Source organism: Mycolicibacterium mageritense (genome assembly GCF_010727475.1).
GTDB classification, from domain to species: Bacteria; Actinomycetota; Actinomycetes; order Mycobacteriales; family Mycobacteriaceae; genus Mycobacterium; species Mycobacterium mageritense.
Genome location: NZ_AP022567.1, coordinates 5,407,348 through 5,421,255, shown reverse-complemented (window position 1 = coordinate 5,421,255; position 13,908 = coordinate 5,407,348). Strand labels below are relative to the sequence as shown.

The window sequence follows — 13,908 nt, the reverse complement described above, 5'->3', positions numbered from 1 at the left end:
CTCAAGGAAACCAATGACTTTCGCTGAGGCGTTCAACGTCCGCACGCCAAACACCCGGGCCCTGTTCGAGCGCGCCAAACGCACCATCCCCGGTGGCGCCGGATCCACCGCCCGGCTACCGCGCAACGGCTGGAAACCCGCCCCGATCTTCATGGCCGAAGGCACCGGCTCGCGCCTCCGCGACGTCGACGGCAACACCTACATCGACTATCTGCTCGGCCTGGGCCCCATGATCCTCGGCCACCGTCATCCGGTGGTGACGTCGGCAGTCCAACAGGCGATCGCAGAGCGCGGAACCTGTTTCGGACTGCCCTACGAATTGGAGATCGAAGCGGCAGAAAAGGTGGTCGCGGCGGTACCCGGCATCGAACAGGTGCGGTTCACCAACTCCGGATCCGAGGCCGTCGGCACCGCCGTGCGGTTGGCGCGCGCCACCACCGGCCGGCGCTTGATCGTCCGATTCGAAGGCCACTACCACGGGTGGCAGGACACCGTGTACTGGTCCAACCATGTCGACGTGGACCTGGCAGGCCCGGCCGACCATCCCCGACCCGTTGCCATGGGCCCGGGTGTGCCCGCCGAACTCGGCGGCACACTGGAAGTGCTGACCTGGAATGACCCGGAGAGTTTCGTCAAACTCATGGACCGACGCGGCGACGAGGTTGCGGCGGTCCTCACCGAGCCCGCCGTGTTCAACACGGGCTGCATCCTGCCCGAGCCCGGATACCTTGAATTGCTGCGCAGCGAGACGCGCAAGCACGGCGCGATGCTCATCTTCGACGAGGTCATCACCGGCTTCCGGTTCGCCCGCGGGGGCGCCCAGGAATGGTTCGGCGTGCTGCCTGACCTGACCACGCTGGCCAAGGGACTCGGCGGAGGTTTCCCCGTTGCCGCGGTCGGCGGGACCACCGAGGCAATGAGACTCGTTGCCGCGGGCAAGTACTCACACTCCGGGACCTACAACGCCAACGTGGTGCAGTGCGCCGCGGTGTCGGCCACCATGGACGTGCTGGCCGAACCGGGGCTCTACGAACGACAACGCGCGCTGGGCTTCCGGCTCGCCGAGGGGCTCTCGTCGCTGGCCGCCGAGCGTGGGCTCGACGCGTACGTCGAGGGCCTCGGCACGGTGTTCCAGTTATGGTTCGCCGACGGCCCGATCCGCAACTGGCGCGACGCAGTCGCGCACGCCGACGAAGAACTGTTCACCCGGTGGTATCAGGAGATGCTGGTGCGGGGCGTGCTGTTCCACCCGTTGCAGTTCGAGAACCTGTTCGTCTCGCTCGTGCACGACGGCCACGACATCGACGAGACACTCGACGCGGCCGCCGACGCGTTGTCCGTGGTGGCCACCGGCCGGCAACCCGCACGCACCCCATGACCACCGACCAGGTCCACCTCGGAGTCGACCTCGGGACGTCGGCACTGAAGGTCGTCGCGGTAGGGCGCGACGGGGCGGTGCGCGCCACCGCACGCTGCGACTACCCCACCGCAAGACCCGAACCCCTTGCCGCAGAGCAGGATACGCAAGATTGGTGGAGTGCGCTGGCACGCGCACTGGCCGAGGTGGCCGCCGCCGTACCTGCTCGCGACTGGGCGGGCATCGGCTTGTCGGCGATGCTGCCCACGTTGGTCGCGCTCGACTCCACGGGGACTCCGGTGGGCCCGGCGATCACCTGGGAGGACGGCCGCGCGGAGCCGGAGGCCGCGCGCCTGCGTGACGCGATCGGCGGTGACCGGCTCTACCAGCTCACGGGCCAGCGCGTCGACGGGCGGTACCTCGCACCGATGCACGAGCGGCTGACCCGCCTCGGGCGCGGCGGTGTGGTCGCGGCGGCGGCCAAGGATGTGTTGTTCGATCGGCTCACCGGCCGGCTGCTGACCGATCCGAGCACAGCCGCAGGCACGGCGGTGTTCGACCTCGACCGACGGGCGTGGGATCCCGAGCTGATCGTCACGGCCGACGTTCCTGGCCTGCCTGTGGTTGCCCCGTCGAGTACGGTCGCACCACTGTCGCCACAGTGGCGGTCGGCGCTGAACATCACCGACGACGTGCCGGTCGTGCTGGGAGCAGCCGACTCCGTGCTGGGTGCATTCGGCATGGGTGCGCGCGCGCACGGCGACGTCGCGGTGATCGCCGGGACGAGCGCTGTCGTGCTGGGCATCTCCGACCACGCTGTCCGTGATCCGCACAGCCGCTACCTGATCACGCCGCTGGCCGGCACCGGGTGGGGACTTGAGATGGATGTCCTGGCAGTCGGTTCGGCGTTCGACGGTATTGCCAGGCTCCTTCGATTGTCGGGCCCGGCCGAGTTGCTGGAGGCTGCCGCAACGGTGCCGCCCGGCCATACCCCGGTGTTCCTGCCATACCTCACTCCGGGTGAACAAGGGGCCCTGTGGGATCCGCGGTTGACCGGCACCCTGCACGGGCTGGACCTGTCCATGGGCCCGGGCCACCTCGGGCGGGCGCTCTTGACGGGCGTCATCGTGGAACTGCGCAGGGCCATCTCGATCGCGGAGACCGCAACCGGTCGACGCGGTCCGGTGCTGCTCGGCGGTGGCGCTGCCACCAATCCCCTGCTGTGGCAAGAACTCGCCGATGCCACCGGCCGCGAAGTGCTGGTGGACCGGTCCTGCCGCGATCACTCAGCCGTCGGCGCGGCGATGTTCGCGGCACAGACACTCGGCCTGCCGATCTCCCATGCCCCGCAACTGCATCGAGTGGTGCCGCGGCACCACCGGGCGCAGTGGTGGGCACGGGCCGCGGACCGTCATGACGCATTGCGCATCGCGCTCGGAGGTATCGAACCGTGACCATGCCCCACACTGTCCGACTGCGGGTGGTCGACAACGACGACTTCGGAGCAGCCGCGGCGGACGTCGTCCAGGATCTGCTGCCGGCGCATCGCCCGCGACTCGGCATCGCCACCGGCAGTACCCCGATGCCGCTGTACGCCGAACTCGCCCGCCGCGCGCACGCTGGTGAAATCGAGCTCGGGAACGCGGTTTTGATCGCGCTCGATGAATACGTCGGGCTCGGCGCCCACGATCGGCGCAGTTATGCCGCGTACGTGCGCACCGAGGTGGGCGCACCGTTGGGCGTCGCGCCGGGCAACATCCTGGTTCCCGACGGGCTAGCCGAGGATCCCGAAGCCGAAGCGGCAGCGTACGAATGCCGTATCGAGGAGATCGGTGGTGTCGACGTCCAGATCGCCGGTATCGGCAGCAACGGGCACCTGGCATTCAACGAGCCGGGTTCTCCGCTCGATTCCGTCACCCGGGTCGTGGGCCTGTCTCAACAGACCCGCAGCGACAACGCCCGATTCTTCGACAGCCCCGCGGACGTTCCGCACTACGCCATCACCCAGGGCCTTGCGACGATCCGCCGTGCCCGCACCGTCGTGTTGTTGGCGCGCGGCCCGGGGAAAGCCGCAGCGTTGGCAGCGGCCTTGACCGGTCCGGTCGACGGCACCGTGCCTGCGTCGGCGCTACAGCGCCACCCTTACGTGACGGTGGTCGCCGACCGGTCGGCGGCCGCAGAGCTCACCGCTGCGGATGATCGAGCGGAGCGGCAATCATGACTGAGACATCAACCCGGATGGACGTTCTCGGGCTGTTCCCGGCCGGCACCCAGCTGGCCGCCGACGGCGTGCTCACGATCGGTGGCTGCCGTCTCGACGACATCGCGGCCGAGTACGGCACACCGACCATGATCGTGGCCGAAAGCGCGCTGCGCCAACGGGCCCGCGACTATCTGCGGGAATTCCGCAGCAGATGGCCCCGGTCCGACGTCGCCTTTGCGTCGAAGTCCTTCCCGTGCACCGCGATCCAACGAGTCATGGCGCAGGAGGGGCTGCATCTCGACGTGGCCGGCGGCGGCGAGATCGTCAGCGCCGTCGCCGCAGGCGCCGATCCGGCCCGAATGGTGTTGCACGGCAACGCGAAAACCGACGAAGAGATCCAGATGGCCGTCGACAGCGGAATCGGGCTGGTGGTGGTCGACAACTTCGACGACATCGACAGGCTCGAGCGGCTGGTGCCGCGCGGTCACAACCAGGCCTGCCTGGTCCGGGTGATCCCCGGCGTCGCCGCCACAACCCACACGTCGGTGGCCACCGGGCACGTCGGTTCGAAATTCGGCCTGCTGCCCGGCGATGCCCGCCGCGCGATCAGCCGAATCGAGCGCAGCGCGGTACTTCACTGCGCGGGCGTACACACCCATGTCGGCTCCCAGCTGCTGTCGGCCGGCGAATTGGCTGCCGCGGTGGCGCCGATCGCCGCACTCGGCACGTTCGAGGTCTACGACCTGGGCGGCGGGCTCGGCGTGCGGTACACGTATGCCGAGCATCCGCCGAGCCTGGCCGAATATGCCGAAGCGATGGTCGAACAAGCACATGAACTGCTGCCCGGGGACAGCCGGATCATCGTCGAGCCCGGGCGCAGCATGGGCGCGGCGAGCGCCTGCACTCTCTACCGCGTCACCACGGTCAAGCGCGGTCCGGTCACACACGTCGCGGTCGACGGCGGGATGGGCGACAACCTCGAGGTGTCGCTCTACGGGCAACGTTTCGAAGCGACCATCGCCGATCGGGTCGGCGGCGGGCGCGAGGTCAGCCTGGTCGGCAGGCACTGCGAGTCCGGGGACGAGCTCATTTCCTCGGTGCCACTGCAGGATCCGCGGGTCGGCGACCTGGTGGCCGTGCCGGTCACCGGGGCGTACTGCTACACCATGTCCAACCAGTACAACGGCGCCCGCAGGATCCCCGTGGTCTTCACCGCCGACGGCGTCGCACGCCTGGTTGTCCGTCGCGACACTTGGGCCGACCTGTTGAGCCGTGACGTGTGACGCCTCATCGCCCACCGAGCCCGCGCTACACCACCAGAGACAGCACCGACACCACGATGAGAACCAGCACGCCCACGGTCACCACATGGACTTCCAGCGCGGGTGTGATGCGGCCGGGCAGCGGCTGGCAGGCCAGGGCGCGTTGCCTGCGCATCCCGACCAGGAACACGAGCAGCGCCACCGCGACCGCCACCACCGCGGCGATCAGCCCGAATCCGGCTCGGTGGTGCGCGACGTCGTGCAACATGAGCAGCGCCCCGTTGCCCAGCACTGCGAACGCCGTCCGCGTCCAGGACAACGAGGTTCGCTGGGCCTGCAGTCCGCGGTCGGCCGTCGTCATCCGCCTGCCATCCTGACCACGGCCACGGCGAACACCAGCAGCCCGATCACGCACAGCCCCACCCCGAGATAGGCAGGGGTCGGATGCCGCGGCAACGACGTGCCGGTGCGCATCGCGCGCTCGACCTGACGCCACCGCAACAGGCCCACCCCGGCGGTCACCGTCGCCAGGATCGTCAGCACCAGGCCGAGGATGTGGCGCGCCGCGGGTACCGCGAGCTCGGGCACGAACTGGATGACGGCGACCGCGGCGGCCAGCAGGCCGAGCGCGGTGCGTTGCCAGGCCAGGAACGTCCGCTCGTTGGCAAGCGTGAACCGGTAATCGGGCTCCTCTTCCCTCTCGGAACAGGGGCCTGTGTCGTCGCCGGTGCGCTCGCTCAGTTGCTTGCAGCCTTCTTGCGCTCGATGTCGGCAAGGGCCGCCGCCAGCTCGGCTCGCTGCGCGGCGGATGTGTCCCACGCCAGCTTGCGGTTCTTGACCACCTTGGCGGGCGCGCCGACGGCGATCGAGTAGTCGGGCACCTCGCCCTTGACCACGGCGTGCGCGCCGAGCACACAGCCCCGGCCGATCGTGGTGTTGCGCAGGATGGTCACCTTGGCCGCGATCCAGGTGTCCGGCCCGATCCGGACCGGCCCTTTGACGATGCCCTGGTCCTTGATCGGCACGTTGATGTCGTCCATCTTGTGGTCGAAATCGCAGACGTAGCACCAGTCGGCCATGAGCGCCGAATCGCCGAGCTCGATGTCGAGGTAGGTGTTGATGACGTTGTCGCGCCCGAGCACGACCTTGTCGCCGATCCGCAGCGACCCCTCATGGCAGCGGATGGTGTTCTTGTCGCCGATGTGCACCCACCGGCCGATCTCCATCTGGGCCAGTTCCGGCGTGCACTGAATCTCCACGCCCTTGCCGAGGAACACCATGCCGCGCGTGATGATGTGCGGGTTGGCCAGCTTGAACTTCAAAAGGCGCCAATACCGCACCAGGTACCACGGCGTGTACGCACGGTTGGCGAGCACCCATTTCAACGAGTCCCTGGTCAGGAAGTTCGCCTGGCGCGGATCACGCAGCCGAGACCCGCGCCAACGCTTGTGAATCGGCGCGCCCCACATCGTCGTCATGGCCGCACAGCCTACGCGAGCCTGCTCGCCCACTTTCCGCGTCGCGGCGCACCGACAACTCCTCGGTCGCTCCGCTCCGACCCTCCGACATCGCCGGGTTACTCTCACGTGGTCTGCACATGCGGCCCGCCGCGCTTTCCGACGAAAGGACACCGTGTTCCGTCGATACCTTGCGCTGGCGGTAACGGCACTGCTCACCGGCCTGCTCGCCGGGTGTGAGAACACCGATTCGTGGGTCAACGCCCATGCGGCGTCGGGGTGGTCCGCGCAGTACGGCGACGCGGCCAACAGCAGCTTCACCCGATCACCCGGGGCCAACGCGCTGCGCCTGGAGTGGAACCGGTCCGTCAAGGGTGAGCTGGGTGCCCAGGTCGCACTCGGTTCAGGCAGCTATCTGGCGGTCAACGGGCAAACCCCGACCGGCTGCAGCTTGATGGTGTGGGAGTTCGACAACAACGCACGGCAACGCTGGTGCACGCGCCTGGTCCAGGGCGGCGGCTGGTCGTCTCCTCTGTTCGACGGTTTCGACAACGTCTACATCGGCCAGCCCGGTGCGATGCTCTCGTTTCCGCCGACCCAGTGGATCCGGTGGCGGCAGCCCGTGATCGGCATGCCGACCACGCCCCGGCTGCTGGCCGACGGACAACTGTTGGTGGTGACGCACCTGGGACAGGTGCTGGTGTTCGACGGACACCGCGGAACCGTCGAGGGCACCCCGCTCGACCTCGTGTCCGGCGTCGACCCCACCGATCCGCAGCGCGGTCTCGGCGATTGCCAGCCGGCGCGCCCCCGCTGCCCGGTCCCGGCCGCGCCCGCGTTCGGAACAGCCACCGGAATCGTGGCGCTCGATTTGTGGGAGCCCGGTGCGGAGGCGCCCGTTCTGGTCGGGCTGCGGTACCGCCCTGGCCAGAAGCCGTTGCTCAATCGTGAATGGACCAGCACCGCTGTGGGTGGTGGCCCCATCGCGAGCCCCGTCGTGTCCGCGGACGGCAACACTGTCTACGTCAATGGCCGCGACAAGCGCCTGTGGGCGGTCAACACCGCCGACGGGTCGGCGAAATGGTCGGTGCCGCTGGGGTATCTGGCGCAGACCCCGCCTTCGGTGTCGCCCGACGGGCTCATCGTGGCCGGCGGCGGACCGGATGCCAAGTTGCTCGCGGTCCGGGACAACGGTGACACCGGCGAAGTGGTGTGGACCCGCGACGATGTCGTGCCGCTGTCCACCACGAGCCGGTCGGGCGGGGTCGGTTACGCCGTGGCCCGCGAGGGTGGCCACGGGCAGACCCTGGTGGTGTTCGACACCGGAGACGGCCACACGTTCAACAGCTACCCGTTGCCCGATGCCACGGGATGGCCGGTCGGGGTCTCCATCGCCCACGACGGCCGAGCGGTGGCCGCGACGAGTGACGGGCAGGTGTACGGCTTCGCGCCGGCCTGACGGCCCTCAGACCGCCAGCAGCTGCGCCACCGCCGAACGCGGCACCGACGCCTGGCTGGCCCCCGCCGCTTCGGCCAACATCTCACCCTGGCCGAAGTAGAAGATCACCGCGTCGTCGGTGATCACGAAGTTCTGATAGTGCGTGGGATCGAGCCCCACCGCCGGTGGAATGGCGAGTTCCGCACCCGAGTGCTTCTGCAGTTCGCGCTGCACGATCGGGAAGACCGTGTCCAGCGGCCGCGATCCCGGTTTGAACAGCGTGTCGAACGTGATGGGCGCCCGCGTGATCAGGTTGTAGTTGAACGCCTTGTACCAGGTCTGCGGATGAGCCCCGCCGATGTCCTGGTAGACCTCGAACACCAGACTCTGGGTGCGCGGTGGTAGCCCCGACGTGTATTCGGTGCCCCGCGCGTCCAGCACATACGGCTGATCGCGCGAGCCCGGCATCTGCGAGACGTTGACGAAGCCATCCCGGGTCTGGATGAGATAGCCCGCGACGGCCTGCTGATCGGGATAGCCCGACGGGAACGTGAAATCGAGGGTGTACGTCGAGTTCGCGGTGTGCACGCCGCAGAGCTGGTCCGGGCCGACGGTGCCGCCGAGCTCGATGCACGCGGGCTGCGCCGTGGCAACAGTGGTGCCGGTCCAGCCGACCAGCACACCAGCCGCCACCAGGGCCGCCACAGTGGGAATTCGCATTGTCAGTCGTCCTCGCAGGCGATCAACTCACGCCGACACCGGTGGCGGCGTATCAACATCAGGGTACGTGGCCGTCATCTGGACGGACGACAAATGTATGCCGTTGCACGGCTTGCCGCTCCGGTCCCCAACCGGGTGATCACCACCGCCAGGCGCTCGGGCCCGCGCAACCTCAACCGGGTCCGCAGCACGTCGGGATCCACGTCCACACCACGTACCAGAATCTCGACCGCTCCCACGGAACGTGCTGTGAGCGCGGCGCGTAACCGGCGTTCATGGAAGCCGAGCTCCTCGAGCACCTCGAAACCGCGCACGCCTTCCGGGAGTTCGTCACCCGACAGGTAGGCGATGTCCGGGTCGAGCTGCCACAGCCCGTGCCGGGCCGCATAGTGCCGCACCAGCCCGGCACGCACCACTGCACCGTCCGGGTCGACGATCCACCGGCCGGCCGGGGCCACCGCGCACTCGTCGGGTTCGGCGTCGGTGATCTCCTCACCGCGGTCGAGCAGGGTGGCCCGCCGGCGTACCCCGGTTCTGGCCAGCCCCGCCGACCACAGGCACGCTTCCCGCACTACGCCGCCCAGCGAGGTCACCTCGATCTCACCGTCGAAGCCCATCCGTTCGACCTGATCGAAATCGATTCCAGGAGCGGCCTTTACGACGATGTCCCGGTCGCCGTAGGTAGCGAACACGTCATCGAGCGCCGGTGCGTACGCGCGCGGATCGAACCGGCGCCTGCCACCCTGCCTGCGTGCCGGGTCGAGCATCACCACGGTGTCGCGCGTGATGGGTCGCAGTGCGTCGGCCCGGCACAGCCCGACGCCGGGCACATTGTTGGCGGCCATCGCCAGGCGCACCGGGTCGATGTCGCTGCCGACCAGATCGGCGGCTGAAACACGCAGCGCCGCAAGCTCACTGCCGATCGAACAGGTCGCATCGTGCACCCGCAGGCCGGCGAGGCGGCCCGCGCGATGCGCGGCCACCGCGCCCGCGGTGGCCTGCTGCAGCGCCTCGTCGGTGAACAGCCAGCCCGACGGATCGTCGAATTTGGCCGCAGCCCGACGGCGCAGCTGCACGGTCTCCACCAGGATGGCGGCCCGCTCGCCGAATTGCGCTCGGACCGCGGCGATATCGCCGACCAGGCTGGCGCTGGACAGGTGACGGTCGGCCACCTGGTCCAACGCCTGCGCGCCGGCCGCCGACGTCAGGTACACAACGTCGGCCGGGCTGAACGCTACGACGGCTTGACCCCGGTCACCATCACGTTGTAGAACCAGCCCTTCGGCACCACCTTGCGCCACACGTTGGCATCCACCCAGCTGAGCGTGGTCCAGCTGTTGAACGCGAACTTCGCCCAGCCCCAGCCCAACCGCCCGGGCGGCACAGCCGCCTCGAATGTGCGGACGGGCCAGCCCAGCATCGCCGCGGTGAACTCTTCGCTCGCGGTGCGGACCTCGACGGCACCGGCATTGGTGGCCATGCGCTCCAGGTCGGCCGGATCGAACGTGTGCAGGTCGACGACGGCCTCCAGAGCGGCGGCCCGGGAGGATTCGTCGAGTTCTGCCTGGGGCCTGCGCCAGCCGCTGAGCAGCGGCAGCTTGGTCAGGTTGGTGGTGGCATGCCAGGTCAGCGTGGACAGTTCACGCGCGTAGCGGTTGCCGACCGTGGTGGGCTCACCGGCGAACACGAACCGACCGCCCGGCTTGAGGATCCGGATCACCTCACGCAGCGACAGTTCCACGTCGGGGATGTGGTGCAGCACGGCATGGCCGACCACGAGATCGAAGGTGTCGTCCTCGTACGGAATGCCTTCCGCGTCGGCGACCCGCCCGTCGATGTCGAGGCCGAGCGACTGCCCGTTGCGAGTGGCGACCTTGACCATGCCCGGCGACAGATCGGTCACCGAACCACGCCGGGCCACCCCGGACTGGATCAGGTTGAGCAGGAAGAAACCCGTGCCGCAGCCCAGCTCCAGGGCCCGGTCGTACGGCAGCTGACGCTGCTCGGCCTCGGGAACGATGGCGTCGAACCGGCCGCGTGCGTAGTCGATGCACCGCTGGTCGTAGGAGATGGACCACTTCTCGTCGTACGTCTCGGCTTCCCAGTCGTGGTAGAGCACCTGGGCCAGCTTGCTGTCGCGCATCGCGGCCTCGACCTGTTCGGCCGTGGCGTGCGGGTTCGGAGCCGGATCGGCGGCATCCTTCGTTTCCGTCATGCAGGGCAGCCTAATAGTCGCCCAGCGGGACGGGTCAGGGCCTATCCACCCGGCTGTCGACGGCCGCCTTGGCCGCGGCCAGGATTCCGGCCGGATGGTCGACGAACCGGCGGGCCCACGCCAGCGCGGCGTCGTACACATGGTCCGGGGCCACCATCTCATCGATCAGCCCCAGTTCCAGGGCCTCCTCGGCCCCGACGAACCGGCCGCTGAAGACCAGTTCCTTGGCCCGGCTCGCACCGATGACCTCGGCCAACCTGCGCCCGCCGCCACCCCGTGGAGCGAGCCCGGCGAGGATCTCGGTAGAACCGAACTTCACGTTGTCGCCGCTGACCCGCCAGTCGGCCGCCAAGGCCAGGGTCAACCCGCTGCCCAACGCATAGCCCGTGACGGCCGCGACCGTGGGTTTGGGGATGCCGGCCACGACATCGATGCACTGTCGCAGGGCCTCGTCGGCCGCCGTCGCTTCGCCGAGGTCCAGCGTGCGCAGTTCGGGCACGTCGTCGCCGGCACAGAAGATCTCGTGGCCGCCGAACACGATCACCGCGGTGACGTCGCCGCGGTCGCCGAGCTCCTCGGCGGCCGCCGTGATCTCCCGGTACATCTGCCGGGTCAGGGCGTTGGTGGGCGGCCGCGAAAGCAGCAGGGTGCCGATACCCGCCTGTTCCGGCGTGCCGCCGACGACGACGCTGACGAACTCGTTCACCGGGCCGATTCCCCGGACGCTGCGCCCCTGCCCGCGGGTGCCCTGTGGTTGCGCGCCGCGTTGTAGCGGTCGCTGTCGAAGAACTCGATCTCCCAGTTGCCGCCGTGCATCGCCAGGTGCGGTTCGACGGCCTCGATCTTGCGTTCGACCGCGAGCACCTCGGCGACGGTGCGGCCGTTGAGCGAGTCCAGTTGGGTCCACGTCGGCGGCAGCAGGAACGAGGTCCCGGCGGCGAAGTCGTCGAGTCCGGCCTGGGGCGTCGACCAGAACGCCCGGTCGCTCTCGGTGTTGTCCCCGTCGGCCCGCTGGCCTTCCGGGAGCGCGCCGACGAAGAAGTACGTGTCGTAGCGACGGGTGCGCTCCTCTTTCGGGGTCACCCAATTGGCCCACGGCCGCAGCAGATCGGCGCGCAAGACCAGCTTCTCGTCACGCAGGAAGTCGGCGAACGACAACGAGTTGCTGGCCAGGGCAGCCCTGGCCTCGCCGTACACCGATGCATCGCTCACGATCCCGTCCGGATCGTCGGCCGGCCCGGCGAACAGCACGCCGGATTCCTCGAAGGTCTCGCGCGCGGCCGCACACACGAGCGCCTCGGCCAAACCGACGTCGACGCCCAGCCGCTCGGCCCACCACGATGGTTCCGGCCCGAACCATGCGATGTCGGCGTTGCGGTCTCGATCGTCGACGCCGCCGCCCGGGAACACCATCACTCCCGCGACGAACTCCATCGCGGCGTGCCGGCGCATCAGGAACACCTTGATCCCCTCCGGGGTGTCCCGGATCAGCATCACGGTCGCGGCAGGCCGCGGAACCAGTGGATCGGGCTCAGGTTGGGTCATGCTCTCCTCCTGTGTGCCGCGCGGCTACGGATGCGGCGCGCAAAGTACCGCCCGTCGATCACGTCGAGCGCGATCGACTGACCGAACGCCTTCGACAGGTTCTCGGCGGTCAGCACGTCGGGCAGCAGACCCGCCGCGACCACCTTTCCCTCGGACAGGATCAGCGCGTGGCTGAAGCCCGGCGGGATCTCTTCGACGTGGTGGGTGACCAGAACCATGGCCGGAGCATCCGGGTCGGCAGCGAGATCGGCGAGCCGGGCCACCAGTTCCTCCCGGCCTCCCAGGTCCAGGCCCGCGGCCGGTTCGTCGAGCAGCAGCAGTTCGGGATCGGTCATCAGCGAGCGCGCGATCAACACGCGTTTGCGTTCGCCTTCGGACAACGTGCCGTAGGTGCGCTCGGCGAGATGTTCGGCGCCGACGCTTTCGAGCATGTCGACGGCTTGCGCATAGTCGACGTCCTCGTAGGCCTCGCGCCAGCGCCCGAGCACCGCGTACCCGGCCGACACCACCAGGTCGCGCACCACCTCGTCGTCCGGAATACGTTGCGAGAGAGCCGAACTGCTCAACCCGACCCGTGAGCGCAACTCGGACATGTCGGTGCGGCCCAGCCGCTCGCCGAGCACGTACGCCGTGCCCGAGGACGGATGTTCGGTGGCCGCGGCGATCCGCAGCAGCGAGGTCTTGCCCGCGCCGTTGGGCCCGATCACCACCCAGCGTTCGTCGAGTTCCACGGCCCAGGTGACGGGTCCGACGAGGGTGTTGCCGCCTCGGCGGAGGCTGACCCTCGCGAAGTCGATCAGCAGATCCTCGTCTACTGCGCCGTCGGCTGCATCTTCTCCGGTTGTGGGCACTCGCCCATCGTAATGATGCCCTCGGCCCGCGCCCGGCGACGGCCACGCCGCGCGGGCGCGTCGGGCTGCGCACCGAAATCGTGGAACAGCAGCGACCGCGGTGTCAGCCGCAGGAACAGCTGCACGAGCGGGCCGATGCCGAACGCATAGATGACGGTGCCGACCCCAACGGTGCCGCCGAGCAGCCAACCGACCGCGAGCACGGTGGCCTCGATACCGGTGCGGACCAGCCGGACCGACAGTCCGGTCCGGGCCACCAGCCCGGTCATCAGGCCGTCCCGTGGTCCGGGTCCGAGCCCGGCACCGATGTAGAGCACGGTGCTGATGGCGTTGAGCACCACGGCGCCCACCATCATGGCGATCCGCACCGGCATCGCGGTCGGGACGGGCAGCACGGCGAGCGTCGCGTCGACGGTGACCGCGAGGACGATCACGTTGGCGACGGTGCCGATGCCGGGGCGGTTGCGCAGCGGGATCCAGCCCAGCAGCACGACCACGCCGACCACGGCTGACGCCATCCCGATGGTGAGCGGCGTGTGCCGCGTCAGCCCCTGATGGAACACGTCCCACGGGTCGAGGCCCAGCCCGGCCCGCACCATCAATCCCATCGAGAAGCCGTAGCCGCACAGTCCGATCAGCAGCAGCGAACCTCGTTTGACCGCGGCCCTCATGCGTGATCGGGGAATCGGACGCGGATGGCTTCGAGTTCGCTGCGGATCCTGCGCTCGTCCGCATCCCACTCTGCGACGCCGTCGACCGGGTCGTACACACGGCGGAGATTCTCCGCCAGCCGAGAGATCCAATTCGTACCCATGATCCGATCATGCTGGCGATCTGGCTTGCTCTTCAATAGCCAGTTG

Annotated in this window: 16 protein-coding genes; 5 read left to right on the top strand and 11 right to left on the bottom strand. The window is 68.9% G+C overall.

All coding sequences use genetic code 11. From position 1 onward, the window contains the following. Positions 1-13 precede the first annotated feature (13 nt). From G6N67_RS26145 to lysA, 4 genes are read left to right on the top strand one after another with little or no spacing between them, the layout of a single operon-like run. Positions 14-1,378: an aspartate aminotransferase family protein gene (locus tag G6N67_RS26145; protein WP_036436414.1), complete on the top strand. Its 1,365-nt coding sequence runs from the start codon at positions 14-16 to the stop codon at positions 1,376-1,378. Further along, positions 1,375-2,811, top strand: a complete 1,437-nt coding sequence (locus G6N67_RS26140) for a xylulokinase (protein ID WP_036436413.1) — start codon at positions 1,375-1,377, stop codon at positions 2,809-2,811. The genes G6N67_RS26145 and G6N67_RS26140 overlap by 4 nt, the downstream gene beginning before the upstream one ends. 2 nt (positions 2,812-2,813) lie before the next feature. Beyond that, on the top strand, positions 2,814-3,578 hold the full coding sequence (locus G6N67_RS26135) for a glucosamine-6-phosphate deaminase (protein ID WP_051579092.1): 765 nt from the start codon (positions 2,814-2,816) through the stop codon (positions 3,576-3,578). After that, the gene (gene lysA, locus G6N67_RS26130) at positions 3,575-4,843 is read left to right on the top strand and encodes a diaminopimelate decarboxylase (protein ID WP_036436411.1); all 1,269 of its coding nucleotides are present in this window, start codon (positions 3,575-3,577) and stop codon (positions 4,841-4,843) included. Before G6N67_RS26135 ends, lysA begins: the two co-directional genes overlap by 4 nt. Before the next feature lie 25 nt (positions 4,844-4,868). Here the strand turns inward: lysA and G6N67_RS26125 are convergent, their stop codons facing one another. Genes G6N67_RS26125 through G6N67_RS26115 form a run of 3 tightly spaced genes read right to left on the bottom strand, consistent with a single transcriptional unit; the run spans position 4,869 to position 6,300 of the window. After that, a complete protein-coding gene (locus tag G6N67_RS26125; RefSeq protein ID WP_036436410.1) occupies positions 4,869-5,183 on the bottom strand; it encodes a DUF202 domain-containing protein in 315 nt (104 codons plus the stop codon). Further along, positions 5,180-5,563, bottom strand: a complete 384-nt coding sequence (locus G6N67_RS26120) for a YidH family protein (protein ID WP_036438293.1) — start codon at positions 5,561-5,563, stop codon at positions 5,180-5,182. Before G6N67_RS26120 ends, G6N67_RS26125 begins: the two co-directional genes overlap by 4 nt. Continuing rightward, a complete protein-coding gene (locus tag G6N67_RS26115) occupies positions 5,560-6,300 on the bottom strand; it encodes an acyltransferase (protein ID WP_036436408.1) in 741 nt (246 codons plus the stop codon). The genes G6N67_RS26120 and G6N67_RS26115 overlap by 4 nt, the downstream gene beginning before the upstream one ends. Before the next feature lie 154 nt (positions 6,301-6,454). On the opposite strand from G6N67_RS26115, the gene G6N67_RS26110 reads away from it, so the two are divergent. Next, positions 6,455-7,738, top strand: a complete 1,284-nt coding sequence (locus G6N67_RS26110; RefSeq protein WP_036436407.1) for a BamB-related PQQ repeat family beta-propellar protein — start codon at positions 6,455-6,457, stop codon at positions 7,736-7,738. Between the two features lie 6 nt (positions 7,739-7,744). On the opposite strand, the gene G6N67_RS26105 is transcribed toward G6N67_RS26110, so the two are convergent. The 8 genes from G6N67_RS26105 to G6N67_RS38835 form a co-directional block, all read right to left on the bottom strand. Then, entirely contained in the window at positions 7,745-8,437 is a 693-nt protein-coding gene (locus tag G6N67_RS26105; protein ID WP_036436406.1) for an esterase, read from the bottom strand. 74 nt (positions 8,438-8,511) lie between these two features. Then, positions 8,512-9,714 carry a THUMP-like domain-containing protein gene (locus G6N67_RS26100; protein WP_051579091.1) on the bottom strand — a complete coding sequence of 401 codons (1,203 nt, stop codon included), beginning with the start codon at positions 9,712-9,714 and terminating at the stop codon, positions 8,512-8,514. Next, the gene (locus tag G6N67_RS26095; RefSeq protein ID WP_036436403.1) at positions 9,672-10,652 is read right to left on the bottom strand and encodes a class I SAM-dependent methyltransferase; all 981 of its coding nucleotides are present in this window, start codon (positions 10,650-10,652) and stop codon (positions 9,672-9,674) included. Before G6N67_RS26095 ends, G6N67_RS26100 begins: the two co-directional genes overlap by 43 nt. A gap of 34 nt (positions 10,653-10,686) precedes the next feature. Then, positions 10,687-11,358 (bottom strand): enoyl-CoA hydratase, encoded by a 672-nt coding sequence (locus tag G6N67_RS26090; protein ID WP_036436401.1) that lies wholly within the window; start codon positions 11,356-11,358, stop codon positions 10,687-10,689. After that, positions 11,355-12,197 (bottom strand): NUDIX hydrolase, encoded by an 843-nt coding sequence (locus G6N67_RS26085; RefSeq protein WP_036436399.1) that lies wholly within the window; start codon positions 12,195-12,197, stop codon positions 11,355-11,357. The genes G6N67_RS26090 and G6N67_RS26085 overlap by 4 nt, the downstream gene beginning before the upstream one ends. Next, complete coding sequence (locus G6N67_RS26080; RefSeq protein ID WP_036436398.1) at positions 12,194-13,048, bottom strand: ABC transporter ATP-binding protein; 855 nt, start codon at positions 13,046-13,048, stop codon at positions 12,194-12,196. The genes G6N67_RS26085 and G6N67_RS26080 overlap by 4 nt, the downstream gene beginning before the upstream one ends. After that, positions 13,009-13,719 carry a membrane protein YczE gene (yczE, locus tag G6N67_RS26075; RefSeq protein WP_036436396.1) on the bottom strand — a complete coding sequence of 237 codons (711 nt, stop codon included), beginning with the start codon at positions 13,717-13,719 and terminating at the stop codon, positions 13,009-13,011. Before yczE ends, G6N67_RS26080 begins: the two co-directional genes overlap by 40 nt. Further along, positions 13,716-13,862 (bottom strand): hypothetical protein, encoded by a 147-nt coding sequence (locus G6N67_RS38835; protein WP_165572175.1) that lies wholly within the window; start codon positions 13,860-13,862, stop codon positions 13,716-13,718. Before G6N67_RS38835 ends, yczE begins: the two co-directional genes overlap by 4 nt. Positions 13,863-13,908 lie beyond the last annotated feature (46 nt).

What these genes read in the sequence shown, in the direction of transcription:
- G6N67_RS26135 (WP_051579092.1), top strand. Translation starts at nt 2,814, where the DNA reads ATGCCCCACACTGTCCGACTGCGGGTGGTCGACAACGACGACTTCGGA.
- G6N67_RS26140 (WP_036436413.1), top strand. Translation starts at nt 1,375, where the DNA reads ATGACCACCGACCAGGTCCACCTCGGAGTCGACCTCGGGACGTCGGCA.
- G6N67_RS26125 (WP_036436410.1), bottom strand. Translation starts at nt 5,183, where the DNA reads ATGACGACGGCCGACCGCGGACTGCAGGCCCAGCGAACCTCGTTGTCC.
- G6N67_RS26145 (WP_036436414.1), top strand. Translation starts at nt 14, where the DNA reads ATGACTTTCGCTGAGGCGTTCAACGTCCGCACGCCAAACACCCGGGCC.
- lysA (WP_036436411.1), top strand. Translation starts at nt 3,575, where the DNA reads ATGACTGAGACATCAACCCGGATGGACGTTCTCGGGCTGTTCCCGGCC.
- yczE (WP_036436396.1), bottom strand. Translation starts at nt 13,719, where the DNA reads ATGAGGGCCGCGGTCAAACGAGGTTCGCTGCTGCTGATCGGACTGTGC.
- G6N67_RS26085 (WP_036436399.1), bottom strand. Translation starts at nt 12,197, where the DNA reads ATGACCCAACCTGAGCCCGATCCACTGGTTCCGCGGCCTGCCGCGACC.
- G6N67_RS38835 (WP_165572175.1), bottom strand. Translation starts at nt 13,862, where the DNA reads ATGGGTACGAATTGGATCTCTCGGCTGGCGGAGAATCTCCGCCGTGTG.
- G6N67_RS26115 (WP_036436408.1), bottom strand. Translation starts at nt 6,300, where the DNA reads ATGACGACGATGTGGGGCGCGCCGATTCACAAGCGTTGGCGCGGGTCT.
- G6N67_RS26105 (WP_036436406.1), bottom strand. Translation starts at nt 8,437, where the DNA reads ATGCGAATTCCCACTGTGGCGGCCCTGGTGGCGGCTGGTGTGCTGGTC.
- G6N67_RS26095 (WP_036436403.1), bottom strand. Translation starts at nt 10,652, where the DNA reads ATGACGGAAACGAAGGATGCCGCCGATCCGGCTCCGAACCCGCACGCC.